General features: G+C 48.1%; 16 protein-coding genes and 5 pseudogenes. 10 read left to right on the plus strand and 11 right to left on the minus strand.

Annotation, left to right across the window (positions count from 1 at the left end; translation table 11 throughout):
- Positions 1-124 (minus strand): annotated as a pseudogene (locus NDI52_RS31280) (IS256 family transposase); the annotation flags it as partial.
- A gap of 808 nt (positions 125-932) precedes the next feature.
- Here NDI52_RS31280 and NDI52_RS31285 point away from each other — a divergent pair.
- The 3 genes and pseudogenes from NDI52_RS31285 (at position 933) to NDI52_RS31295 (ending at position 4,579) form a co-directional block, all read left to right on the plus strand.
- The gene (locus tag NDI52_RS31285) at positions 933-3,206 is read left to right on the plus strand and encodes an SBBP repeat-containing protein (RefSeq protein ID WP_190773850.1); all 2,274 of its coding nucleotides are present in this window, start codon (positions 933-935) and stop codon (positions 3,204-3,206) included.
- A 278-nt stretch (positions 3,207-3,484) separates the two neighbouring features.
- Positions 3,485-4,291: pseudogene (locus NDI52_RS31290) on the plus strand (IS5 family transposase).
- A 69-nt stretch (positions 4,292-4,360) separates the two neighbouring features.
- A complete protein-coding gene (locus tag NDI52_RS31295) occupies positions 4,361-4,579 on the plus strand; it encodes a hypothetical protein (protein ID WP_348256984.1) in 219 nt (72 codons plus the stop codon).
- 8 nt (positions 4,580-4,587) lie between these two features.
- Here NDI52_RS31295 and NDI52_RS31300 read toward each other — a convergent pair.
- Positions 4,588-4,958 (minus strand): annotated as a pseudogene (locus NDI52_RS31300) (IS1 family transposase); the annotation flags it as partial.
- Positions 4,959-5,080: 122 nt separating this feature from the next.
- Positions 5,081-5,398: pseudogene (locus NDI52_RS31305) on the minus strand (IS1 family transposase); the annotation flags it as partial.
- 44 nt (positions 5,399-5,442) lie between these two features.
- Between NDI52_RS31305 and NDI52_RS31310 the strand changes: the two are divergent.
- Entirely contained in the window at positions 5,443-5,682 is a 240-nt protein-coding gene (locus tag NDI52_RS31310) for a transposase family protein (RefSeq protein ID WP_190769938.1), read from the plus strand.
- 155 nt (positions 5,683-5,837) lie between these two features.
- Here the strand turns inward: NDI52_RS31310 and NDI52_RS31315 are convergent, their stop codons facing one another.
- The 7 genes from NDI52_RS31315 to NDI52_RS31345 all read right to left on the minus strand — a co-directional run bounded on the left by NDI52_RS31315 (position 5,838) and on the right by NDI52_RS31345 (position 17,667).
- The gene (locus NDI52_RS31315; protein WP_348256985.1) at positions 5,838-6,338 is read right to left on the minus strand and encodes a hypothetical protein; all 501 of its coding nucleotides are present in this window, start codon (positions 6,336-6,338) and stop codon (positions 5,838-5,840) included.
- A gap of 87 nt (positions 6,339-6,425) precedes the next feature.
- Positions 6,426-7,007 carry a 3-hydroxyacyl-ACP dehydratase FabZ gene (fabZ, locus tag NDI52_RS31320; protein ID WP_190769933.1) on the minus strand — a complete coding sequence of 194 codons (582 nt, stop codon included), beginning with the start codon at positions 7,005-7,007 and terminating at the stop codon, positions 6,426-6,428.
- A gap of 90 nt (positions 7,008-7,097) precedes the next feature.
- On the minus strand, positions 7,098-8,348 hold the full coding sequence (gene fabF / locus NDI52_RS31325; protein ID WP_190769932.1) for a beta-ketoacyl-ACP synthase II: 1,251 nt from the start codon (positions 8,346-8,348) through the stop codon (positions 7,098-7,100).
- A gap of 178 nt (positions 8,349-8,526) precedes the next feature.
- The gene (locus tag NDI52_RS31330; RefSeq protein ID WP_190769931.1) at positions 8,527-9,759 is read right to left on the minus strand and encodes a glycosyltransferase; all 1,233 of its coding nucleotides are present in this window, start codon (positions 9,757-9,759) and stop codon (positions 8,527-8,529) included.
- 46 nt (positions 9,760-9,805) lie between these two features.
- Positions 9,806-15,769, minus strand: coding sequence for a thioester reductase domain-containing protein (locus tag NDI52_RS31335; RefSeq protein ID WP_348256986.1), 5,964 nt, complete (start codon positions 15,767-15,769; stop codon positions 9,806-9,808).
- 59 nt (positions 15,770-15,828) lie between these two features.
- Positions 15,829-17,316 carry a hypothetical protein gene (locus NDI52_RS31340; RefSeq protein WP_199330794.1) on the minus strand — a complete coding sequence of 496 codons (1,488 nt, stop codon included), beginning with the start codon at positions 17,314-17,316 and terminating at the stop codon, positions 15,829-15,831.
- A gap of 57 nt (positions 17,317-17,373) precedes the next feature.
- Positions 17,374-17,667 carry an acyl carrier protein gene (locus tag NDI52_RS31345; RefSeq protein WP_190769929.1) on the minus strand — a complete coding sequence of 98 codons (294 nt, stop codon included), beginning with the start codon at positions 17,665-17,667 and terminating at the stop codon, positions 17,374-17,376.
- Positions 17,668-18,904: 1,237 nt separating this feature from the next.
- Between NDI52_RS31345 and NDI52_RS31350 the strand changes: the two genes are divergently transcribed.
- The 6 genes from NDI52_RS31350 to NDI52_RS31375 all read left to right on the plus strand — a co-directional run bounded on the left by NDI52_RS31350 (position 18,905) and on the right by NDI52_RS31375 (position 25,743).
- Positions 18,905-20,734 (plus strand): fatty acyl-AMP ligase, encoded by a 1,830-nt coding sequence (locus NDI52_RS31350; protein ID WP_190769928.1) that lies wholly within the window; start codon positions 18,905-18,907, stop codon positions 20,732-20,734.
- A gap of 96 nt (positions 20,735-20,830) precedes the next feature.
- Positions 20,831-21,640 (plus strand): DNA-binding response regulator, encoded by an 810-nt coding sequence (locus NDI52_RS31355; protein WP_190769927.1) that lies wholly within the window; start codon positions 20,831-20,833, stop codon positions 21,638-21,640.
- Positions 21,600-22,886 carry an ABC exporter membrane fusion protein gene (locus NDI52_RS31360; protein ID WP_190769926.1) on the plus strand — a complete coding sequence of 429 codons (1,287 nt, stop codon included), beginning with the start codon at positions 21,600-21,602 and terminating at the stop codon, positions 22,884-22,886. Before NDI52_RS31355 ends, NDI52_RS31360 begins: the two co-directional genes overlap by 41 nt.
- Before the next feature lie 12 nt (positions 22,887-22,898).
- Positions 22,899-24,053, plus strand: a complete 1,155-nt coding sequence (devC, locus tag NDI52_RS31365; protein WP_190769925.1) for an ABC transporter permease DevC — start codon at positions 22,899-22,901, stop codon at positions 24,051-24,053.
- 185 nt (positions 24,054-24,238) lie between these two features.
- Positions 24,239-24,973 (plus strand): DevA family ABC transporter ATP-binding protein, encoded by a 735-nt coding sequence (locus tag NDI52_RS31370; RefSeq protein WP_190769924.1) that lies wholly within the window; start codon positions 24,239-24,241, stop codon positions 24,971-24,973.
- A 2-nt stretch (positions 24,974-24,975) separates the two neighbouring features.
- Entirely contained in the window at positions 24,976-25,743 is a 768-nt protein-coding gene (locus NDI52_RS31375) for a thioesterase (RefSeq protein ID WP_190769923.1), read from the plus strand.
- 130 nt (positions 25,744-25,873) lie between these two features.
- Here the strand turns inward: NDI52_RS31375 and NDI52_RS31380 are convergent.
- Positions 25,874-25,966: pseudogene (locus NDI52_RS31380) on the minus strand (IS5/IS1182 family transposase); the annotation flags it as partial.

Raw genomic sequence — 25,966 nt, forward strand, 5'->3', positions numbered from 1 at the left:
GTCGTTTGCTCAGTTGTTTGAGTAACCCCGATTCGCCCAGAATATCCTCTGGCGTCTGACAGTCTGCCAACAGCTCATCGAGCATCTCATCCACGCGGTTAGTCTCTTTTTTCTTTCGTGCCATGATGCGGTCTCCTGAATTAAGGGGATTTTAGACCGCTTACACAAAATCCTGATCACTCTCCGGCAGGGGTATGGGTTCAACAACTTTCGGCATTTCCGTTTAAGGCTATTATCTTGCTTTCAACCTTCATAAGTCTCCTCACACAGAGTCATGGAGAGCCGATTTGTCCACAACGGAATTACGTCCTCTCTCCTCGTGTTCAGAGGCAGCAAGGAACATGAGTTTATTTATTTACAAGCCCTTAGCCACGAACTTGGCTTCCAAGACGGTATCTGTACTTGGATCGGTAACACATAAAATTGACAATCTAGAGCTTTCTAAGTATTAGCACTGAGGAAAAGGCTTTATATGAGTATATTTTTTGTGTAAAGACGTCTGTAAATCTCGACAGCCATCTTGTCGGAGTGGCACAATTTTTTCAAGAAGTAATACACAGGGAGAAGTAAGGTTGCGTTTCTAAGCAACTAAGCTATCAAATTTTTTTCCCGTATTACAGCTCAGAACATTAAAGCCTTCCGATCTATATTGCAAGCGAGGAGAATCATGTTCACTCCAAACCAATGAAGCTTTGCTTCACACATATGACTGAGGAATATGCAAAGTGTATTTCTGCTTTCCTGTATTGGTTGAGTTGGTGGTGATTCCTATTGCTTTGATAAGGCGTTAGTTTTAACGTCCACTTCTGCTGCACAGGAAGTGTATTTATACATTTCCAACAGCTTTACATGCCCTGACTAAAAGTAATGTATTTCCAATGTAAGTTGGATTAACTCATGCTGTCCATTTTTTGACATAGGAGATCAGTGAAATGGCAAATGAAGTAACCTTTCAGGTTTATACTCCCGGTAGTGATATCGCAATTGGGTTCCGTCCAACTCAACTGCTTTGGGCTCGTAGTGGTAATGATGTGCTTCTGGGTTATCAGCCACTTACTCTAGATCCCGGCCATTTTCAGTTAGATATTTTATTGGGTGACTTAGCAATTGACGATCCAGCTGCTCGCCAATGGAGCGACACATTTATCTTGGGGGACTGGACTCGCCCTTACTATGTAAATGCTGAGCTAACGGATAACTCTTCCGTGTTTGATTTAACAGAAATTTTCAGTACGCTCACCAGTTACGTAGTCGCTGGATTTGATGGGGTTCTGGATAGTGCCCCTACATCGAATTATTTAGGGCTAAGAGATGTCGCGCTAATTGCTGACTTTACCCCCGGGCTGGATTCTCTTCAGCTCTACGGGACTGCTGATAATTACCAATTGTTAGAAACTCCTCTGGGAACCCTTGTTCTCTACGAAAGAGGCAATCAGTTTGATGCGGTCGCCCTCCTGGTAGGAGTCACAGGCCTAAATGTAAACGATAGTTCCTTTGACTACCGAGGTTTTGCACCGCCCTCTGGGCCTGTGCTACCCCAAATTCAACAGTTTGGCACGACAGAATATGACATTCCCCTTGGCATCACAGTTGACTCTTCTGGAAACGTTTTCGTTGCCGGAGGGACAAATAGCTCCTTAGCTGGGCCAATTAATGGGCTGCGGGATAACTTTGTCACCAAGTATGACAGCCAGGGTAATGTTCAGTTCTCCCAACAATTTGGGACTGCCGGGTTTGAAACTATTTATGGTATCGAAACCGATAACCAAGGCAATTACTACGTAACTGGGGTAACCGACGGTGAATTAGGCGGTCCCCGACAAACAGACGCCTTAGATACATTCGTTGCGAAGTTCGACAGCGAAGGAAATCAGGTTTGGCTTCGTCAAATCGGACAGAACATTATTTTCAACGCTTTTAACCTGGCTGTGGATAAAGTGACAGGTGATGTCTTTATCTCCGGAGCCGATGTGGATGATTCTTCGGGAGATAACACCTTTGTCATCAAGTTTGATACAAATGGCAACCAGGAATGGTTTACAGAAACAGGTACATCCGGTCTCCTCAGCTTTGATGAAAGCTATGGCCTGACTGTTTCTAACAATGGCAGCGTCTATGCTGCGGGCTGGACCTCTGGTAATCTGGGTGGCCCCAACCAGGGTCTTTACGACAACTGGATCGCCAAGTATGACAATACGACTGGTGCGACAGAGTGGATCATCCAATATGGCACTTCAGATTATGAGTGGGCCTGGGATGTACGGACCGACAGTACAGAGAATGTGTATACTGCAGGCTGGACTTTGGGGAACCTGGGTGGCACCAATGCAGGATCCTATGACGCCTACCTGACGAAGTTTGATGATCAGGGGAACCTAATTTGGGTCGAACAGTTTGGTAGCGCAGGTGATGATGAAGCCTACAGCCTATATATTGATGGAAGCGATAACCTGTATGTCGCAGGATACACTGATGGTGACTTAGGCGGCACTAATGCAGGATCCTACGACGCCTGGGTTGCGAAGTATGACACGAATGGGAATCAGATCTGGATTACGCAATTCGGAACAAGTGACCGCGATGAACTCTACGGTATTGTTGCCGATGACTCAGGCAATCTCTATGCTACAGGTATTACCCAGGGATCGTTGGGTGCTCTAAATGCTGGATCCTTTGATGGCTGGACGGCTAAGCTAGATGCTTTCACAGGAGAACTTCAAAATTTCAGTGGGGAGAACACTGGAGATGAAATCCTCCGGGGTACTCGTGCTGCTGAAGTGATTAATGGTCAGGATGGAAATGACCAGATTTTTGGAAATGGCGGTACGGATACACTATTGGGTGGCACGGGAGATGACCTGATTTATGGTGGCTCTAAAGCCGATCATATCTTTGGGGGAAGTGGCGACGACACCATCTATGGAAAAGGTGGCCGTGATGTCATTGACTCTGGTAGTGGTTTCGATCGAATTCACCTGACTGGAGGGCGTGCTACCGTAACTTTGAATCAAGGCTTTGGCCATGATTTCATTAAGAACTTCCAATTAGGGGCAACCAAACTTAAGGTTAGTGGCTTGGATGATTTATCCTTTGTAGGCAGTAAAGGAAATGTCAAAATCTTTGAGGATAACGACTTGCTAGCTGTTGTTGACTGTGCATCCGTAAACACTTTCAAACGTCATGCAGAAAAAATCTTTGTTGTCTAGTTAATGCTTCTTCATTAGGACAGCAATTAAAAGATTGATGCGTTTTGTGAGCGGTGGCTTTCTATGCTTTATTGCACAGAAAACTACCGCTTTTAATTGTATAGCTGTAGCCATAACAGTTGGGCCAGGGGTATATGTGTGAAGCTCCCATACAGGGTTTCACACACATCATCCTAATAATCCATAGGGCTATGGTTATATTAGATCTGTCCGAAACATAAGAACCGGTTTGAAAAGCCGGGCTATAAAGTAAAGGGGGCTACGAAGAGACCCCAGAAATGACACGACAAGGATATCGCAGTTACCTGAGCCATACCCAGTGGCAACTCCTATCCCCCCATACTCTAGGTGCAAAACCTGGTGGGCGACCCCGGGCTCTCTCCATGCGGGCCGTATGCAATGGGATCTTCTACTTGTTGCGAAACGGCTGTCAGTGGCGCGACTTACCGCACGATTTTCCCAAATGGCAAAGTGTTTACTCCTACTTCCGAACCTGGAGCAAGGATGGTATCTGGCAACGATTGAATGACCTGTTGCGGGTTCGTCTGCGCCAAGCCGCAGGGCGTCATGAAAAACCCAGTGCGGGCAGTATTGATAGCCAATCGGTCAAAACCGCAGGTGCAGCCCAGGAGAAGGGCTTTGATGAGGGCAAAAAGGTAAAGGGGCGCAAGCGCACAATTCTGGTCGATACGATGGGGTTGTTGTTGGACGTGTGTGTTCACAGTGCAGGACGTTCTGAGCATCAAGGGCTGATTTTGCCTGCCTTGTTTGGCGCTACTGTGTGGAACTGTTTACAGATTATTTGGGTAGACAGTACTTTCGGGGGCAAAGACTTCCTGGCAAAGGTGCAGCATCGTTATGGGTGGAAGCTAGAAGTGGTCAAGCGCAGCGATGATCAGCAGGGATTCGTGCTGTTGCCGAAGCGGTGGATGGTGGAGCGAACGTTCTCCTGACTCGGACATTTTCGCCGTTTGAGTAAGGATTATGAATACTTACCCAGTTGGAGTGAGGCAATGATTTATGCGGCAATGGTGCATGTCATGCTTAAACGTCTGTCTCCTGCCAGGTCTAGTGCGCAAGCCTGACTTTTCAACCCAGTTCTAAAAGAGGGAGAAAAAAGATGGTAGAACGGAGTTTTTGCCGCTCTACCAACGATGAAAAATCCACTTCATTATATTCACAAGTACCCCCACTGCACTCAACAACTGTTGGGTATTGATTACCAAGCGTTCCTCCAACTACTGGAACAAGCCCAGTTAAAACAAACCGAACAACAAGCCGAGGTGGAACGCCAAAAAGTCCGGATCAACGCTCCCAGGGGAGGACGTAAATCCATCCTCTCAAGTGATGAAGAGGTCGGCGTTGCACAGTAGAGAATGATTTAAGTGAATGATGGAATCCGATGATGCTTGAGATAGTAAATGAGTAACTGGACTGAGAGTGTTAACATCTCGACCGACTTGGAGTAACATAACGTCTTACGATGCAACCGATCCAGGTAGTGCCGTAACCGACAGTTCTCCCCTTCGACCCGTGCCATCGCTGTTTTACTGACTAAATGGTCTCCCTCCTCAATCACACAAGGGTACACAGGGTTTCCATGTGTGATGTACAGAAAACAAGCCCAACCCATCACAATTTGATTTGCCACAAAGGCTTAAAGGTCTCTAGCGAGTGGTCGCCTACTACGAACTTGAGGATGCCGAGATGTTTGGTGTTGACGACTGTCCACAACCAGATTTTGTTTTTTTCTAGGGCGGCAAAGCTGACTGGATTAGGCCCTCAAATGGCGAAATTTCGTGAGCGAACCAGCAAATAACCAACGCGTTTACTGGCTTTTGATACCCTCTCCAGTTACCTTTGCCGCCCTAGTTTTTTTGACCCACAAAGGTTTCTAACTCATCGAGTTGAGCCGTTTCGGGAATCTCGTAATTCTCCTCAGCAATAGCTGCTGCTGCCTGGCGTACCCAGTTGATCACACTGTTATAGTTGATACCGGTCACTCGTTCGATCGCTCGAAAACCCATGCTGTTGAGGGACATAGTGACACAGAGGGCTTTGACCTCTGGAATGTAGTCCTGCTGAGGATTGTCTCGAAACTGGCGACGACAGTCTCGGCACAAGTAGCTTTGCTTACCATTGCGATGCCCATTTTTAACAATTTTGTCGCTGGTGCAATGAGGACAATTCATAAAGCATTTTCAACTCTATATCATTCTCATTATGCAACGCCTGACTGTCATTTGATACTCGTGGCAAAGAACTGACGGTTGAGCAAAAAGCAGAGAACAAGGAATTTTCCAGTACACGACGGATTTTTGTGGAGCATGTGATCCGTTTACTGCGAATCTTCCGGGTGGCAAAAGAGCGATTCCGACTTCATTCTGACACTTATGAGCAAGTGATTCTGACCGTTTGTGGCTTAGTGCGGTTGCGATTAGGTATGATTGTTTGGCCCGTTTCACCTCAGCCTTAAATGGGAGAGATGCTGTGAATTAGCGAATGCTATGGTCTTGGGTCTAAACTAACAGAAACTATTCCCAAGCCGCATTCTGTCGTTGAGTCTCCTTTGAGTGCAGCCGCGCTCAAAGCCAAACACAGCTTGGGCTGTAAATTTTCGGACAAGTCTATTTAGTTAAACTCTGTGCAGTACTGATTATAGATATCATGCCCAATGCCAACCGAAAGAATAGGAATAGAAACACATGCTTGGCTGGCTAAGTTGCCATCTGACATTCTACTTTGAGTCCAAAAGTAGTCCTCACCATCAGCCTGAATCATGCCCCGTACGTTTTCAAGCTCGTTATCGCTTCCTCGTATTCGAACAAACAGAAAAGTTGTATCGGGAATATAGGCTTTTGTCCAGCTTGCCTGACAGGTTTCTGAATAGAGTTTTTGGACAATAATCTCCTGACGTTGCCAATCGTCTTGCGGACGGGTGATGGTTTGTCTGATTTCTGCAAGAACTGTTGCATCGGCTAGGCATCCATAGGGGCCTGGTGATTGCTCTGTACAACTCTCCCCTTGACAGGAAAGATTGTTCTTAGCTGGTGAGGGTTCTATCCCCCCCAAATTTAACGCTAAACTCAATAGGGCTGTGAAACTAATCCAACTCAATGGTCTTGGTCGCACTTTCAGTCCTCCGATACCCTTGAGAAACTTCTGTATATGAACGAGATAGAGCAATGACTCGATCTCGCTCAGGTGCTTCTAAAAAACTTACAGTTTATTGTGTGTGAGATCAGAATGAGAGCGATCGCTCTCATCTGGTTCAGGTGCTCCTAAGAAAAATGAAAGCTCTCCTTCCGTCACAAGTTTTCCGTCAACTTCTGCACGGGCCTGTACCTTAGCAAATCGTTGCCGCTTTACACATATTAAATCAACATGCATCACGACCTGATCACCGGGAACAACCTGACGGCGAAATCGAACTTTATCAATTCCAGCAAACAGAAATAGATTTTCGCTGGATTCCAGCATTTGCGTTAATATGACCCCGGCAACCTGAGCCATTGCTTCTATCAGGAAGACCCCTGGCATAATAGGTTGCCCTGGAAAATGGCCTTGAAATTGCGGTTCATTTGCCGTAACATTTTTGATTCCCACGGCTCGTTCTCCAGGGACATAATCAATGATGCGATCGACCAATAAGAAAGGATAGCGGTGGGGCAGTAGTTTTTGAATATCTGTCAGAGCCAGAACCGGTTGATTTGGATTAAGAGTAACCGGGTTGGGTGATCGCTCCTCCGCTTTCAATGCAGGAGTATTAGTCGTATTGTTGTGGTTTACCAGAGTAGTCACTTCATCACTCCCATGTGTGAGGGTTCTAACGCCAATTTAGAAGCGGTTAAAGAAACTCTGTTTTGAACCAGAGCTGGCCTACAAGGCACATTAGACACTGTGCAATTTCTTGAAGGCTAAGGACACATTATGGCCACCAAATCCAAAGGAATTAGACAGAGCTATCTCAACATGTTGCGAACGGCTATGCTGTGGCACATAGTCCAAATCACAGGATGGATCGGGGTTATCTAAATTGATAGTGGGAGGAATCTGATCGGTGGCGATCGCCATTACCGTGGCAATGGCTTCAATTCCCCCTGACCCTCCCAACAAATGGCCTGTCATTGATTTTGTAGAGCTGATGGCCACATCAAAGGCATGATCACCCAATGCTTGTTTAATGGCTAACGTTTCCGTCACATCATTTGCGGCTGTGCTCGTTCCGTGGGCATTGATATAGCTGACTCGATTGGGGAATAACTCCGATTCTTTCAGAGCCAGTTCCATCGCTCGGGCGGCAGTTTTTCCACCCGGTAGGGGAGCCGTCAGGTGATGAGCGTCACAGGTTAAGCCATAACCTGTAATCTCAGCATAGATAGAGGCATTGCGCTCGAGGGCGTGTTGTAATTCCTCCAGAATTAGAATACCTGCTCCTTCTCCCATGACAAAGCCATCCCGATCGCGATCAAATGGACGGGACGCTTTGGTTGGTTCTTCGTTGCGGGTGCAGAGGGCTCTTGCATTGGCAAAACCCGTTACAGATAGAGGTGTGATTGCTGCTTCCGTGCCGCCACACATCATCACTTTGGCATGACCGTATTGAATCATCCGAAAAGCTTCGCCAATAGCGTTAGAGCCTGCCGCACAGGCCGTTGATGTGCAGGAATTTGGTCCCTTGGCTCCGGTATGGATAGCGGTGAGTCCGGCAGCCATGTTGGCGATCATCATGGGAATCATGAATGGGCTACAGCGATCGGCCCCACGATTCAGATAAATTTCTTGCTGGTCTTCCATGACTTTGATGCCACCAATGCCAGAGCCGATGAGTACACCGATATCGTCGGCATTGCGATCGCTAATGATAATCCCGGCATCTTCCAAAGCCTGATGGCTGGCCGCTACTGCAAACTGAGCAAAACGATCCATTCGTTTGGCCTCTTTCCGCTCTAAGTAGGTGCAGGGATCAAATCCTTTGACTTCCCCGGCAATCTGGCAGGGTAAGCGAGACGCATCAAAGTGGGTAATAAAATCAATGCCACTATGCCCCTTTAGGAGACTCTGCCAATAGTCTTGAACAGTATTTCCTAATGGAGTAATAGCTCCTAAACCTGTGACAACGACTCGCTTTAGTTCAATCATGTTGTCTGACTCCGCTTGGCAGAAATAGTGAAGAGGAATAGTAGGAAGGTAATCCTATTGATCCATGAGGAATACGCTATAAATAACCGAGTATTTCACAAGCTGTTCTGTGAAAATTGATTCTGAGTTTCTCCGAAACTTCTCATATCTTTACCTGGAGAGTTCCAATTACATCAATCTAAACTCCTTCTAAGGTTGGAAAACCCATTTTGTTAATTTGTTTTACCATGAATAATTCATGATAATAATTCTGTAAATTCTGACAACCCTGCTCGACAGAATAGTGCTTTGCATCCTTTAGAGCGTGTTGAATGAGTGTTGTATTGTCAGCTTGAAGTGCAAATTGAAGGCGATCGGCAAGGGCAACGGCATCGTTGGGTTGCACAAGATAAGCATTCTGCTGATCGACCAAATACTCAGCTACAGCGCCACTTTTAACCGTCACGACCGGAACCCCCGAAGCCATGGATTCCACGACCGTTAGACCAAAGGTTTCATAGGGAGAGGGGCTGCAAAACAGATCACAGGAGGCCAGGACATTAGCCTTTGTCTCTCCCATTAGGAATCCGGTAAAGTGAATATCGGCAATGGGGGCTGCTAGTGTTTTTAAAGAACTCACAACATCAGGAGGGCCGTCCCCCACAATAAGCAAGGAACAATCCGGTTGCCGTTGTTTTAATTGAGCAAAAGCTTCTATCAATAAATCCACACGCTTCTCAAAACCTAAGCGACCTAAAAAGATGATGGTTTTATAATCCTGCTCCCTGGGCGTTAACCATGTCAGGTGTTGGCGATTCCGCCGTTCCGGGTTGTAGGTGGAAATATCTGTACCAAAGAAAGGGATGATATGAGTGTTTTTGACGCCCATCTCCTGGCAGCTTTGGCTGGCAGCAGCACTGGGGCAAACGGTGGTGTCTAATTGATCGTAGAGAAAACTCAACAGTCGAGACTGGCGGACGAGCGATCGCAACCACTGCCACCCCGGATAGGTGGACGAAAAGTTATAGACATCCGTGTGGTACTCCGCCAAGTAAGGAACGCCATTGGCACGCGCGTACCGACGACCTGGTAATTGCCATGAACTGAGCAAGAAGTACCGTTCTACATCGGTCATAACGATCAAATCAGGCTGGTAGCGATCGATCTTCTCACTGATCTGCCGTGCCGCCTGAAAAGTCGGTACATAGGTTAGCTTGTAGGGAATCCAAGGTTTAGATGGATAGTGCTCAACAATCAAATTCTCGCCAACAACCGATGTATTTGCGCCCTTTTTCCAATCGGGAGCAAAAACGATAACACGGTAGCCCTGTTCCGCAAACCACTGAGCGCGAGCCCAATTGAAGTGAGCTGAGCCGCTAACCTCTGGCGGAAAGGCAGTCACCAAAAATGCGAGGGTTTTAGTTGGAGCCATGATTCCGTACAGTCCTTAACGAAGGTATTTGAGGGATGGAAATGGGTTATGGCGTAACAGGAACTTTAGGGGCTGTGAGGAAACCACTGCCGATAAAGTAAGAGAAATAGGCGGAGAGTAGGGACGCATCCAGACGGGGGCAAACAATTCCACTGCCCGATAAAGCCGCGAGGGTCGCTTCACAGGCGATTAAAGGTCGATAGCCCTGCTCGTTAAGCTCAATATAGGTGAGCTTGTTATGCCATTGATGCCGGAAGAAGGGCAGGAGTGGGTAGAGGGGATTGTTGCGTTCATGGCTGAGCTGTTCCTGCCATGCTTCAAAGGAAACCCGTTGCATGGGATAGCCCAATGAGCACATGAACTCAATTAGTTCATTCCAATGCAAGAGGTGTGGATTTTGCAGATGGAATGCTTTACCGAGGGAGGCTTTCTGTTGCGACAAATAGACGATCGCCCGACTGTTGTAATCCACAGGCGAGAGATCCAGCAGCAGATCCAAATCAGACATAATGCTGCCCATTTGAATGCATCCTTTCATCATGCGGCAAAGGAAACCATCCGTATTCCAAACGCCTGTCTGACTGTGACCCGATACCAAAGGAGGACGATGGATAGTAATGGGAAGCCCCCGTTGTCCGGCAATTTGAACCAGCTTTTCAGAGACCCATTTACTCTGGGAATAACCCAGATAAATATCCTCGCAATGATCGACGGGATCATCTTCTGTGACTCGCTGATTATAGTAAGCGGAGGATTCCATCACCGCCACACTGGAAATATGGTGAACAGGTTTGACTTTGGTTTGACAGGCCAGCCGTAAAACTTCCTGGGTGCCTAAGACGTTAATGGGTTTGAACTTGGCGTAAGGGTAGACGTAATTGAGCAACGCACCATTGTGATAGATGGCATCAATCCGTCCTGCTAATTGCTCAAATTGGGCATTGGCAATACCTAGCTGAGGTTCTGCCAGATCCCCAAGGATGGGGACAATGCGCGAACCATACACCTCCTGCCACAGGCCGTAAGTTTTGAGATTGTTCTGTAAACGAAGCGTGGCAGACTCAGCATCGGTTGCTCGTACCAGACAAAACAGATCCGCCTGCGTTTGATCTAGCAACTCCTGTAGAAGAAAGGCTCCTAGGAAGCCCGATGCCCCTGTCAGGAAAATGGATTCCGGTTCATCAAAGGCCGCGATCGCCGCCCCCTCTGGACAAATTGCTGGATCTAGAACTACCTCCCGGCTCAGATCCAACCGTTCCTCCCGCACCAGAACAGTGGGACTTCCCGGTGTGAGTTGCTCTGTAATCAACGCCACCAGGGTATCCAGGCTAGGATCTTCCATCAGTGCCCGAATTGGCAACTCGACCTGGAGTTCTGAACGAATGAGAGTCGTCAATTCCACCGCCATCAGGGAATCCAGACCCATTTCATGGAGTGATCGCCCCGGATCAATCTCCGCTACTGGTAGCCGCAGAACATGGGCTGCCTGCTGCTGCAAGTAGCTTAACAGCAACGGTTGACGTTCGGCGGGCTGAGCCGTCTGCAAGCGTTGAAGAAACTCATGATTGGTGGGGGCGATCGCAGCGGTATCTACCGAACCCAGGAGAGACCTGAGTAAGGGAGGTTCCTGTCCGGCCCACTGGCGCTTAAACACAGCCCAGTCAAAGGGCAATACTCCGAGTTGCGGGCGATCGCCACCTAAAACCTGCGCGAGAATTTGTAAGCCCTGGGGGATGGCGATCGCCTGAATTCCTTGAGATGCTAATCGGGTTTGATCGCGATCGCTCAGATTAGCTGCCATCCCAGACTCACTCCAGGCTCCCCAGTTGAGGCTCAGGGCAGGCAAGCCCAGGCCGCGGCGGTAATGCGCCAATCCATCCATGAAGGCATTGGCTGCTGCGTAGTTGCCCTGTCCGGGAGAACCGAGGAGCGCCGCTGCCGAGGAGAACAACACAAAAAAGTCAATGGGCTGGTCTTGAGTTAGTCGATGTAAGTTCCAGGCACCCTGCACCTTAGCTGCCATCACTCGGGTAAATCGCTCCCAGGTTTGCTGCAATAAGATGCCATCATCCAGCACACCTGCGGCATGAATGACACCCCGCAACGGCGGTAACGTTGCCGTGATGGTAGCCATCACCCGCGCAACATCCGCCTCACTGGAAACATCGGCCTGGACGACGACAACATTAGCGCCGGCCTGCGCTAGTTGCTCAAGCGTGCCTTGAGCATGGGGGGATGCCACCTGTCGTCCCGTGAGGACGAGATGGCGTGCCCCTTGTTCAACCAGCCAACGAGCCACCTGCAAGCCCAATGCTCCCAGCCCTCCCGTCACCAGGTAAGTCGCATCCGATCGCACTGGAGTGGTAGGCGCTTCAACACCAGATTCAGGCGATCCCGGCTGAGAGGGCAATGACGAACGTTCCAATCGGGCGACGTACCGCTGCCCATCCCGGAAGGCGACATGATCCTCTGCTGGAGGAACTTGAATTTCGCGTAGCATCGCCATTGCATGCTGGGACGCCGCCACTTTAGTGGTAAGCGGTAGATCAATCAGGCCGCCCCACAGTTCTCGGTGTTCCAGGGAAATCACCCGACCCAACCCCCACACCGCCGATTGGGCGATTGAGGGAAGCGCTGTCTCTACCGCAACGGCTCCCTGGGTTACTAGCCACAGTCGCGGAGCCGAGTTCGCTACGGCATTCTGGTTAATGAGGGCTTGCAGCAGATGCAGCACACTACCCACGCCCAGCCGATGGGTTTGTTCTAATGCAATGGAGGTGAGTTGCTCCGCAGCGGGAGCCTCGACATTCCATAAATGGATGATGCCCTGAAGGGGGCGATCGAAGGTTGCAGTAATGTCAGATAGAAGGCGATCAAAATCATCTCGACAGGATGGATTAATAGCCCAAACCCGATCTTCCTGGCGTTCAAATTGATAACTGGGATAGACGAGCAAGCTTGTTTGCCCCTGGCTTTGTAACTGTTCAGCTAGAGATTCTCCAATCCCTTTCGTATCCGCAAAAATAAGCCAGCTAGCAGATGGATGAGATCCGTTCTGCGCTGAATTCTCAAGTTCGTACGATTTGAGTTGCCATTGAATCTCATACAACCAATCTTTTACGATATTTTGATTGGGTGTCGAAGGCGATCGCTCCTGTATCTGTGTCAGTAAATTCAAAAGTCTGGGAACTAGCTTCAGTTCATCCTCAGATAATTCACCTGTGGTTGTGAGAGAGTGGGTAAGTTGGGCGATCGCATCTGGATGTTTTGCAAGAACAATGGGTGCGGAATTGGTATGTTTTCCATTGCTCACATGGTCTGGAATATCCACCCAATACCGTTGCCGTTGAAATGGATAGGTAGGTAAGGGCAGACGATGACGGACATAGTCCTGATCAAAACCTGCCCAGTTGATCGTCACTCCACGCGTGTAAAGGGTCGCCAACGCTTGCAGCATGGATGCCCAGTCCTCTCCCGGTCGCAAGCTTGGCAACCAGGTACCTATCCCATCCGGCAAACAATAACGACCCATTCCCAACAAAATTGGTTTTGGCCCAATCTCCACCAGCAGTTCATAACCTTGCTGCTGTAACACTTCCATACTCTGAGCAAATTGCACCGATTCCCGCACATGACGACACCAGTATTCTGCGGTGGCGACTTCATCTGTGGCGATCGCCCCCGTCAAATTGGATATCAACTTTATGCGTGGTGCAGCATACTGAATTTCTGATGCAATCTGCTGGAACTCTGCCAGCATCGGTTCCATCAACGGTGAGTGGAAAGCATGGGAAACATTCAGCGGTTTGGATTTGATCCCCGCCTGTTGCAAGGATGCAACGACGGCTTCTATCGCTGATTTCTCACCCGAAATCACAATGCTGCGGGGGCCATTGATGGCCGCGATCGCCACCTGCGCTCCATAGGCTTGAATCGCGCTTCGCACCTGCTCCTGGCTGGCAAATACAGCCACCATTGCCCCGTTCATGGGCAATGCTTGCATTAACCTGGCCCGTGCCGCAATCAGCTTCAGGCCATCTTCCAGGCTGAACACTCCAGCAACACAGGCCGCAGCATACTCTCCGACACTATGACCCATCACCAGCCCCGGCTCGGCACCCCAGGATTGCCACAGTTGTACCAGGGCATATTCCAGCGCAAACAGGGCCGGTTGGGTATAGGCGGTATTATCCAGGGGTGAGCTAGTCCCGTCTTCGGGATAGAGCACTTGCAGGAGGGGCTGCTCCAGATAGGAACGGAGAATGCGATCGCACCGATCTAGCGCTGCCCGAAACACAGGTTGCGTCTCGTACAGTTGCCGTCCCATCTGGACATACTGCGAACCCTGCCCAGTAAACAGAAACGCCAGCTTAGGCCGCTTGCGGTTGGGCACCAAACCCCTGACCCAGCCATCAGCGCCCTTTGCCTGGATAAACTTTTCCTGGATAAACTCTGCAAGACGCTCCTGTAATTCCTGGGTAGAACCTGCAACCACGGCCAGTCGATGGTCGAAGTGCGATCGCCCCGTATTTGCAGTAAAGCAAATATCGGCCAGAGCCGCAGGGGGGTGAGTGGCAAGAAAGTTTTGATAGGACGTGGCTAGGTCTCGAAGTGCCTGCTCATGCTTCGCAGAAAGTGTGAGGAGATGCAGAGGCCGTTCAGGAAGAGGGGCGATCGGTAATGTAAGCTGTTGGTTGAATTCGTTTTTGTCTACAGGGGCGTTAAAGTCGGGGTGTGCTTCCTCTAAAACGAGGTGGCAATTGGTTCCACCAAATCCAAAGGCACTGATCCCCGCCAAACGGGTTCCCGCAACCGTCCAGGGATGAGGCTCTGTGGGGATAGCAAAGGTCGTTCCAGCCAAAGAAATGTAGGGGTTTAACTCCTGTAGGTGGAGGTGTGGTGGAATTTCCTGATGTTGCAAGGCCAGCACCACCTTAATCACACTGGCGATCCCCGATGCGGCTTCCAGATGACCAATATTTGTTTTGACGGAACCTAGCCAGCACGGGCGCTCGGGGTGACGCGCCTGCATCAACACCGCCTTTAAAGATTTGAACTCAATAGGATCTCCCAGGGATGTTCCGGTGCCGTGAGCTTCCACATAGCTAATTTGCTCGGGTGTTACCCCAGCATTGCTCAGGGCGCTGCGAATAACGGCCTGTTGAGACGGGCCGTTAGGAGCCGTCAAACCATTGCTCAGGCCATCCTGGTTAATCGCAGTACCCCGAATAACGCCTTGAATGCGATCGCCATCCCGGATGGCATCCGACAACCGCTTCAGCACAACCACACCGCAGCCTTCGCCGCGTACATACCCGTCAGCACGGGCATCAAAGGTTTTGCAGCGGCCATCTGCCGCCATCATGTGAGCATGGGAGTAGGTGATAAACGGCTCGGGTGACAGCATCAGGCTGACGCCCCCCACCAGACACAGGTTTGACTCTCCACTCTGCAAGCTGCGACAGGCGAAATGCACAGCCACCAGCGAGGAGGAACAGGCCGTCTCAACCACAACACTGGGGCCGCGCAAGTTCAACGTGTAGGAAAGGCGATTGGCGGCAATGGATAGGGTATTCCCCGTCCCATCATAGGCACTGATGCGGCTGACATCCTTGGCTAGCAACCGGCAGTAATCATAGTTTCCAATGCCCATGAATACGCCAGATTGACTACCACTGAGGGAATCTGGGGCAATGCCTGCGTTTTCGAGAGCTTCCCAGGCTACCTCCAGTACCAGCCGTTGTTGCGGATCCATCCGTTCCACTTCGCGGGGTGAAATGCCAAAGAAAGCGGCATCGAATTGATCCACCTGCTCCAGGAACCCACCCCAACGAGTACTCATTTTCCCTGGCTTTCCAGGCTCGGGATTATAGAACTGATCAACATCCCAGCGATCGTCTGGAACTTCTGCGATCGCATCAATCCCACCGGATAAAAGATTCCAGAAGGCTTCAGGATTTTTAGCACCAGGAAAACGACATCCAATACCAACAATTGCGATGGGTTCCACTGCCAGACCTCACGCTACAACTACTTCCACTAAGTGCACGACATACACAAGCGCAATCTTTAAGCCGCAAGTGAGCTCGAAAACTGAGTAAAGGCTTGTGTATTGGCTTCCAGAGCCTGCGGAATAGAGCCACCCGCAGCCATAATACGAACGTCTCGATTGACGGCCCAGAGATAATCTAAGGGCTCAAAATGACGACGCAGGTCAGACAACAACCGATGATGGTAATTGAGGTTCCGATGGAATCCTTCATGCTCCTGACATAGACATCTTTCTAACCAATGCAAAGCATCGGTGCTAGACATTTCAAATACAGGAGATTGCAGCAAACGGTACAGAGAAAGTAGAAAATCCCCATCGTTGCGGAAGATGGCCGGTAACCCACCCGAAAGACCGCTCAATCCCACTTGCTGTGCTCGGTAAATTGTTAAATTTGCAAAGAACCGTTCATAAGCTGTTGGCTTGGGAAAGTCTTTGTAGAGATCCTGAGCAATCAACTGCGAAGTTGTTGTATGAAATGCTTCGTCCATCAGGTGGTTATAGGAAACGGCTGTTGGAGCTGGAATAAATTCGTTGTTTTTTTCCAACTCCCGGTAATACTGGACGTAACGGTATTCGTAATTCTTCAGCAACATATTCGCCATGAAGCGTGTCACATAAAACACACAGGCGATGAATGGGGAACTGCCACAGTTGAGGGTGAAGAATTGCAGGAGCGATCGCGGTGCAATCTGCCCCAGTAGCCCGGTTGTCTGAGCCGGGATCGCTTCACCTTTCTCATCCAGGGTTTGCAAGTAGCTGGAGTAGAATTGCGCCTGCTTCTTCAAAAAGACCTCATGGGTGACAAAGCGCAGTGCCGAGTCTTGAAAGGTCGAGAGAGGCGAGCTTTGAAGGTTAAAGGAGAACAAGGACGAGCGTGCGCCCTGATTGACCACTTTAGGTAAACGATTCTGCTTAGAGCTACTCTGCTGGCCTGCACCTAACTTACCGGATACGGCTTTCCCCTGAATGGATGCGTTGAAGCCGCTTTGCCCCAGGAGTGCTTTTTTTGTCTTGTAGCCAATGCTGTGGAAGGCATGAATGTGATGGCGCTCTTGGGCTGTTTCCAGATCCAATTCGTCACATAGAACGCCATACCCCCCAACGGTGGAGAAGACTCCTGCTGTCACTTGATTATAGAGAATTGCGTTAGCTTCCGTTGCCGCCGTTTGATTGTATTGAGTAGCCCAGTACAAGTGGTTCAATGCTTTCCGCTGACTTGGAGATGCTTCGTCATACAACGGAGTACCATAGAGCAGGGATAGCTCTGGTTCACTCCACCAGTAATCCTGGTTACTTTCGTATTTAAAGGTTCTGTCTAATTCTTCAATTTTCTCGGTGAAATCGGATTCGGTATTCCGTCGGTAGTTGATTTCAGTAATCCGAATGGTCTTCCCTCCACTATTCTGTGAATCTGATGATTCTCCTGAGTCAGAGCCATCCAGATCTGGGGGATGATTTAGGGCAGTAGCCTGGCTTGCAACAGACAATTGATTGCTATCAAGCATAATACAGTCCTAATGAAGTGCCAGTTGAATAGTTGGAATGACGAGTTGAAACCAATGCTAAGCCGTCGTCTCAAATTCCACAGCGAGATGGTGAGCGAAAGACTCTACCGTAGGATAGTCATACAGCAATGTTGGATCGAGTTTTTGGCCTAACCAATCCTCTAAATCTCCTGTCATTCCCACGGCTACAGCCGAGTCCAAACCATAGCAATCAAATGGAACAGTGACATCAATTTCATCAGGTTCGATTTCAAGTAAATCTGCGAGGTACGTGGTGATCCATGCTTGGATCTCTGCGGCGGATGGTAATGGTTGGCTCTCCTGAGTTCCTAGAGCAAGTTGAGGTTTCATTGTCTTCTTTGCGACCATAAATCACACCTGAAAAGGGTTCCGTTACTAACGGTGAACTAGAGCTGGATGAGAGTGGAATGGGTAAGGGGGCAGGAGCTTTATGGTGATTGAGCTCTACTACTCAAAGGCAAGACCTAAGGGTGATTCTGAGAGTAATAGAAGCAACCAACTGATTTACTTCAAACGTCCCATAACACCTTTCTTTAAGTAGGAAAGCAATGAAAGGTGAAATACAATACACATTACTTCAGTGACACAGGAATAGCTGCTTAAAGGGCATCTTTTGCTGAGAAGATAGCTGGGTTCCAAGGCAAAAGCTAATTGCTCTGTAAAAATTGTTCTCCGTGAAGCCTATACCGAAGTTATGCAGTTTTACAATGAATATTCTTTCGATCTGACTAACTATTTTTTCGATCAATACCAATGCAATAAGAATGTAATAGATAAGTGGGAGCTCATAGTTACACATCTTGCCCCCACAAAACTAAAACCCTAAACCCTGACTTCTCAAGTGCTTCACCACTGACAGTAAGGCCTTGATAGGAACCCGACTAATTTTTGAAATGAGTTTCGAAATGTTTTTAAATAGGTAGCAGGCGCAGATCGCTACCTATTTAAAAACAAACAGGAGCACTATATATCAATGTCTATGGTTGCAGCATATCTCCCTTCAAGACGCCCAATACAAGCCTCTCTACCTAAAGATAGATACCTGGAACTTCCTGGCTTCTCTCTTAAGATAAGGCAATCGCTTGCATTCCTATTCCATTTGATAGATCAGTCATTCCAGTCAAATAGTGCAGTATACGACTGGTGTTTTCTTCTCCTTTGGAGAAAGATCTGAATGCAGACCGTAAAAAATCTGAAAAGCGTAGCGATGGAAACGTAATTTCGCTTAAGTTTGGTGATATTTAGTGGAGAATGTTCCTGATGCTGGATACTTCTCTTAATCGGAAAGCTACTTGGCAACGAATCGCTCTCCATCCGAGTTTCAGGTCTAAAGAATTTGAGCTTCATTGGTTATGTGCTAATTAATAAGCACACTTAAAGCAGACCCATACTTAAGGATCTGCCAACATGCCTCTATCACAGGAATTTCAAGCAAAATCAACGGCGAATCTACACTGCCAAATAGTTTCAAGAATTAAGTATTAATTTTGACGCATGACGAACTGGTCATTACATATCAGCCTAACAATGGCCATTACTGTATTGATCCTGCATCAAGGAGAAGAAGATGACAGCTTATTTCACCCCTCCCAGTGTTACTGAATCAGGCATTTTGACATTGGTCGATTTGCTACGCGATCGCGCACAACACCAGGCCGATCGTCTCGCTTACACGTTCCTACAAGATGGCGAAACTGAAACGGGTCGGCTCACCTACGGAGAGCTTGATCGACAGGCTCGCGCGATCGCGACCTATCTCCAAAATCTCAACGCCTCAGGCTCCCGGGCCATCCTCATCTATTCCCCTGGTTTGGAGTTTATTACAGCATTCTTCGGATGCTTGTATGCAGGTGTCATTGCCGTGCCTGCTTACCCTCCCCGGCGTAATCAAAATATGTCCCGTCTGCAAGCTATCCTGTCCTCTTCCCAGTCTACGATAGCCTTAACCACTACCTCCATCATTGCATCCATCGAAGACCGCTTTGCAGAAGAGGGTGAGTTGGCGCAGTTGCAGTTGGTTGCAACAGATACCATCAACACTTCTTTCGCTGTTAACTGGCAAGCTCCTCTGATCAGCCCAAATACTCTGGCGTTTCTCCAATATACGTCTGGGTCTACAGGTACTCCTAAAGGAGTTATGGTAAGCCACCGTAACATCATGCACAACTCAAATCTAATCCACCAATGCTTTGCGGATACTCCTGACAGCTTGGGGGTGAGTTGGCTACCGCCTTATCATGATATGGGTTTGATTGGCGGTATTCTTCAACCGCTTTATGTAGGAGCGCCAACGCTATTAATGCCACCCCTAGCTTTTCTGCAAAAACCCATGCGTTGGCTACAAATCATTTCTGAGTTTGGGGTAACCACCAGCGGTGGCCCAAATTTTGCCTTTGATTTGTGCGCCCGTAAAGTGAAGCCCGAACAGTTGGAGACCCTTGATCTGAGTAGTTGGAGAGTAGCCTTTACAGGAGCTGAACCTGTTCGCGCTGATACCTTAGAGCAATTTGCAGAAACCTTCGCTCCTTGCGGTTTCCGGAAGGAAGCTTTTCATCCCTGCTATGGTATGGCAGAAACGACCCTGATTGTATCAGGTAAAACTGGGGCAGCCGCTCCATCCATTCAGCGAGTTGATACCCAAGCTTTGGAAAAGAATCAGATTCGTGTTGGAAGTGATCGTTCAGAAACTCGCGCCATTGTCGGTTGTGGTCATAGCCTCTCGGGTTTAGAGGTTATAATTGTTGATCCCGAGAATTTGACTCCCTGTGCTGCTAATCAAGTCGGTGAGATTTGGGTCGCTGGGGATAGTGTGGCTCAGGGATACTGGAATCAAGCTGAGCAAACAGAAGCAACATTCAACGCCTATAACGCAGGTACAGAAAAAGGGCCATTTCTCCGCACTGGAGATTTAGGCTTTCTACTAGATGGTGAACTATTTATCACTGGACGAATTAAGGATTTGATGATTATCCGAGGACAAAATCATTATCCCCAAGATATTGAATTAACCGTCGAAAAAAGCCATCCAGCTCTTAGTCCAGCATCGGGTGCAGCTTTTACGGTAGATGTGAAAGGGGAAGAAAGACTGGTGATTGTGCAGGAAGTAGAACGTAGCTATTTACGAAAATTGAATATAAAAGAGGTAATTAGCTGTATTAGTCATGCAATTACAGCTGAACATGGATTACAAGTCTACGCGACGGTATTAGTCAAGTTGGGAAGTATTCCCAAAACATCTAGTGGTAAGATCCAGCGTCATGCCTGTCGAGCACAGTTTCTCAATGGAACACTTAATGTTATTGAAGATTGGAGTGAGAATCCACAGGGTAAATCCAAATTTATGAACCTTAAGGCAGAAGTTGAATCATTAATACAGGAGTTAAGTTTCAGGAGCTGAACCTTTGTTGAGCTTAAAGAGTTGAGATCGTGCGTTCCTGACTTGGCTGGTCTACTCAAGCGAGGGTAATTCGTTTTCACATTTAAGGGGGTGCAAATGAGCAAGCACGCATCCAAAAGAATTCTTGTGATTGAGGAACATACGCCAGTACGTAATGCCTTCATTAATGGGTTATTATCCCAGGGATTTGAGCCGCTAGGCGCTGAAAATGGGCGAGTGGGAATTCAATATGCCCAGTCTTACTTGCCTGACCTTATCACCTCTGGAATTGCTCTCCAAGAAACCGATGGCTTTACTGTTCTTAGAACTCTGCGTGATGATCCTAGAACTGCTATCATTCCCCTCATTTTCGTGACTGCGAACATGAATCGTTCCGATCTCCATAAAGCTATGGAATTGGGAGCTAATGGTTACTTAACTAAACCTTGCAGCATTGAAGAATTGGTGCGAACGATCACAGCTCAACTAGAACAGCAAAGCCTACGCCACCAGAGTTATGCTGCCCAAAGCTTGTCCTCCCAATCATCCTCAAATCTTCAGCAATCTGTAGGGATGGCTTCTCTCTTGTCCCAGGCGATCGAGTCTTATGACCCACCCTTAGATGAGGTATTCCGCTTCATTAAGACTAACTATCACCGAGCGATCGCCCTCAACGATGTAGCTCAGGCTGTCGGCTATTCACCTGCTTACCTGACTAATTTAATGGGACGGCAAACTGGGCAAACCATACAGCAGTGGATTATTCAACACCGTATGGCTGCTGCCTGCGCACTCCTATTAGAAACGGATCAGGCTGTTGAGCAGATCGCTAGCCAGGTCGGCTATCATCACACTGTCCATTTCTTCCGACAGTTCCGCCGATTGCATGGCACAACCCCCCAGGCATGGAGAAACGATCGCCGTTAATTGCAACCTCTACTACGTTTTTAAAGTAACTGTGAAACCCAACTTTGTTTCCACTGACAAGCCCCTATTCAAACCATCCGCCCGATGGCTCATCTTTGGGATTATGGCTGCTGCGCTAGCAGTTAGCGGTGTCACAATGAATTATGTTTCGCGGTTTCGGCGTAGTGCGGCAGCTGATCTGGCTAACCATAATCTAGAGAGAATAGCTATTTCAGCTTTAGGATATTTGCGACCCGAAGGGGATGTGGTGGATCTATCGGCTCCCGTACTTCCCAATGGGATGGGCAGCCGTGTGGCTCAATTATTAGTTGAGGAGGGAAAATGGGTTAAAGAAGGAGATATCGTTGCTGTTCTGGATAACTATGAAAGTTTGCAAGCGGTTGTAAAGCAGGCTGAGAGGCGAGTCGAGGTTTCTCAAGCTAATCTTGCTCAAGTACAAGCAGGAGCTAAAACAGGGGAGCTAGATGCTCAGCGAGCAACGATCGCTCGTCTTCAAGCCGATCTACAGGGTCAGCTAAATGCCCAGGATCAAATCATTGCTCGGCTCGCTGCTGAATTGCAAAATGCCCAAACGGAATATGCTCGCTTTCAAAGCCTGTTCCAGGAGGGGGCGACGACTGCATCCCAACTGGACAATAAACAATTAGCTATGATTACTGCGCAGGAGCAATGGAATGAGGCGCAAGCTGATCGCAGACGCATTGAAACCACCTTTCGAGAGCAGATTAATGCCGCTCAAGCTACCTTCAGTCAAATTGCAGAGGTTCGCCCAACAGATGTGCAGGCAGCCCAGGCAGAAGTACAGAGCGCGATCGCTGATGTGGCTAAGGCAAAAGCTGACTTGAACTTGGCCTATGTGCGCGCACCCAGGGCAGGTCAAATTCTGAAAATTTACTCCCGCCCGGGGGAAGGGGTGAGCGATCGCGGCATTGTTGCCCTAGGCGGAACGCAGCAGATGAATGTAATGACCGAGGTCTATGAATCGGATGTGGGGAATGTGCGGGTCGGTCAATTTGCAACCATTACCAGTGAGGCATTCCCAGGAACTCTCCAGGGTAAAGTTGTGCAAGTTGGATTCCAAGTAAATTCTCAAGGCGTTATTAGTACAGATCCTGTGGCTGATGTGGATCAAAGAGTTGTCGATGTCAAAATTCAATTAAATTCAAACGATAGTAAGCGTGTTGCATCTTTCACCAACTTGCAGGTTAATGTCGTCATTCATTTAAATTCAACTTCTACTCAATAACTTTATACAGCAATGCGATTTTCTATTCCCTTAGCATGGCTACAATTGAGTCGAGAGCGTATTCGTTTTGTTATCGCTCTGGCAGGAATTGCCTTTGCTGTTATTTTGATGTTTATGCAACTTGGTTTTCAGGCTGCACTTTATGATAGTGCGGCTCGTTTTCATAAGAGCTTGCAGGGAGATTTAATTCTAATTAGTTCTCGTTCAAAATCGTTAGGTTACATGATGCCGTTTTCCAGACGGCGCTTATATCAAGTTTTAGGAGTTAAGGGGGTAACATCTGTTAGCCCAGTTTATGTTGGTTTTGGAGATTGGAAGAATCCCGACCAGGGAACCTTCCGCACGATATATGTTTATGGGTTCGACGTGGGCGATGCTGCTATTGAATTACCAGAAGTAACCCAGTCGCTCGACCTAACTAAATTGGAGCATAATGTTTTATTTGATCGAGCCTCAAGAACAGAGTATGGGCCGATCGCAACGGGATTTGATCAGGGCCGTTCCATCTCTACAGAATTAAATGGCAAGACCGTTAGAGTCGTTGGGCTATTTACCCTTGGCCCGTCTTTTGGGGCGGATGGCAATATTATTACAAGCACACCAAATTTTCTGCGGTTCTTCCCCAATCGCACTGTTAATGAAGTCACCATTGGTCTGATCCAACTACAACCCAATACCGATATTGCAGCGACACAAGCTTATATCGCCAACATTCTACCCAACGATATCAAAGTCCTGACTCACCAGGAATTCATCGAGTTTGAGAAAAAATATTGGCAAACCAGTACAGCCATTGGATTTATCTTCACGCTGGGAGTAGGGATGGGGTTTATCGTAGGAACCGTTATTGTCTACCAAATCCTTTACACTGATGTCTCCTCCCATTTAGCAGAATATGCCACCTTGAAGGCAATGGGCTATAAAAATAGCTACTTATTGAGTGTTGTATTTCAAGAATCAATTATTTTAGCTGTTTTGGGTTATATCCCTGGTTTTCTACTGTCTGTGTTGTTATACCAGGCAACAAAGTCAGCCACGTTTCTACCGCTATCCATGGGGTTAAGCCGTGTGGTCTTTGTGTTAATGCTGTCGCTATTGATGTGTGTTGTTTCTGGGGCGATCGCTATGCGAAGGCTGCAACAGGCTGACCCTGCCGAAATTTTCTAAAAATCTGGAGGCTTGTACCCATCAATGAACATCTCCTTAGCCCAGGACAAAAAATTAAACCCCTCCAGAACCCAGATTATTTATTGCAGCGGCGAAACCGCTGCAATAAATAATCTGGGTTTTCGAAGTTTTGTCCCACACCGAGGAAAATTCCAAACCTTTTCTAACAGTAATATCAGTTTCCTATGTCTTTATCACCCCTTGTTTCGATCCAATCTCTTAACTACTGCTTCGGGCAGGCAGCTTTGCGCCGCTATATCCTGTCTGATATCACAATGGAAATTCAAGTGGGAGAAATTGTAATTTTATCAGGCCCATCGGGGTCTGGAAAAACAACCCTATTGACCCTGATTGGTGGATTGCGAGCTGTTCAGAAAGGAAGCCTCAAAGTGTTAGGGCAAGAACTGAGGGGGGCGCTTGAAGACCAACTGGTTTATGTTCGCCGTCAGATCGGCTACATTTTTCAAGCCCACAACTTGCTTGAATCCCTAACGGCTCTTCAAAATGTGCAAATGTCCATTCAGCTTCACGATTGCTGTTCCCCTCAAGAAGCTCATCTCAAAGCAGAATTAGCTCTTCAGGCGGTTGGTTTAGAAAATCGGTTATATGCCTATCCCCATCATCTGTCCGGTGGCCAAAAGCAGCGTGTCGCTATTGCCCGTGCCTTGGTCTGCCACCCAAAGCTGGTACTTGCGGATGAACCCACCGCCGCGCTAGATCGAAAATCAGGACGTGATGTAGTCAACCTGATGCAACAACTGGTTAAGGAACAGGGCTGCGCGGTGCTCATGGTCACCCATGACCATCGCATTCTCGATATTGCCGATCGCATTATTTATATGGAAGATGGGCGCTTAGTTCGAGGTGGCAGCCCTAACTCAACAAGTAATACCGCCGTTTCACCATTGCTCAAACCATAGCCATGCATGCTCCTACCTACCTCAATCCCTGGGTTAAGTGTCTCAATCCCACATCCACTCCTGCATTGCGGCTGTTCTGCCTACCCTATGCAGGTGGGGGGTCGGCCATTTTCCGATCCTGGCTACATCAGCTACCGTCTTCAATAGAAATATGTCCCATTCAACTTCCTGGCCGGGAGGAACGCGTACGAGAGCCTGCATTTGAGGCAATCGCCCCCCTAGTGCAAACCGTATCCCGCCACATTCGTCCCTACCTCGATGTTCCCTACGCCTTCTTTGGTCATAGCATGGGTGCATTAATTAGCTTTGAGCTAGCACAGAAGCTACGTTTCCATCAGGCTCCTCCCCCTCTTCACCTGTTTGTCTCGGGTTGTCGGGCTCCCCATATCCCCAACCCCAGGCAGCTTCACACCTTAGCAGATTCGCTACTTCTCCATGAGCTTAAATGCCTGAAAGGAACACCACAACAAATTTTAGATAACCCTGAACTAATGCAACTATTGATGCCCACCCTACGGGCAGACTTTGCCATTTGTGAAACCTATACTTACATTGAGCAACCCCCTCTTGACTGCCCCATCTCTGTGTTTGGTGGTACAGAAGATTCCGAAGCCCCTGCGGATGACTTAAAAGCCTGGCATAGATATACTCGTCTTCCTCTATCCCTGTTTTGGCTGCCGGGTAATCATTTCTTTCTCAACACTCGCCGCACCCTACTTCTGGAAATAATCGCAGTTCAACTCAAACAACACAGCGAACAGTTTTTCTGAAACCATCCATTTTGCGTGCGCGTCGCGCACGCAAAATGGATGGTTTCAGAAAAACTGTTCGCTGTAATGCTCAAAAAAACTGGGACATTTCAGAAATCAAGGCGAATTTCTATAGAGCCCATTTGATATCTTAAGAAGGGGCTGAAAGCCTCTTCAGCATTAGCCGGATGAAGCAAAGATCGATTTGGGCTTTGGCGTGAGATAAAGTACGCTCAAAGTTCTT

Origin of the sequence: Leptolyngbya sp. PL-A3 (genome assembly GCF_039962325.1) — a bacterium.
In the GTDB taxonomy this organism is placed as follows: Bacteria; Cyanobacteriota; Cyanobacteriia; order Elainellales; family Elainellaceae; genus Vacuolonema.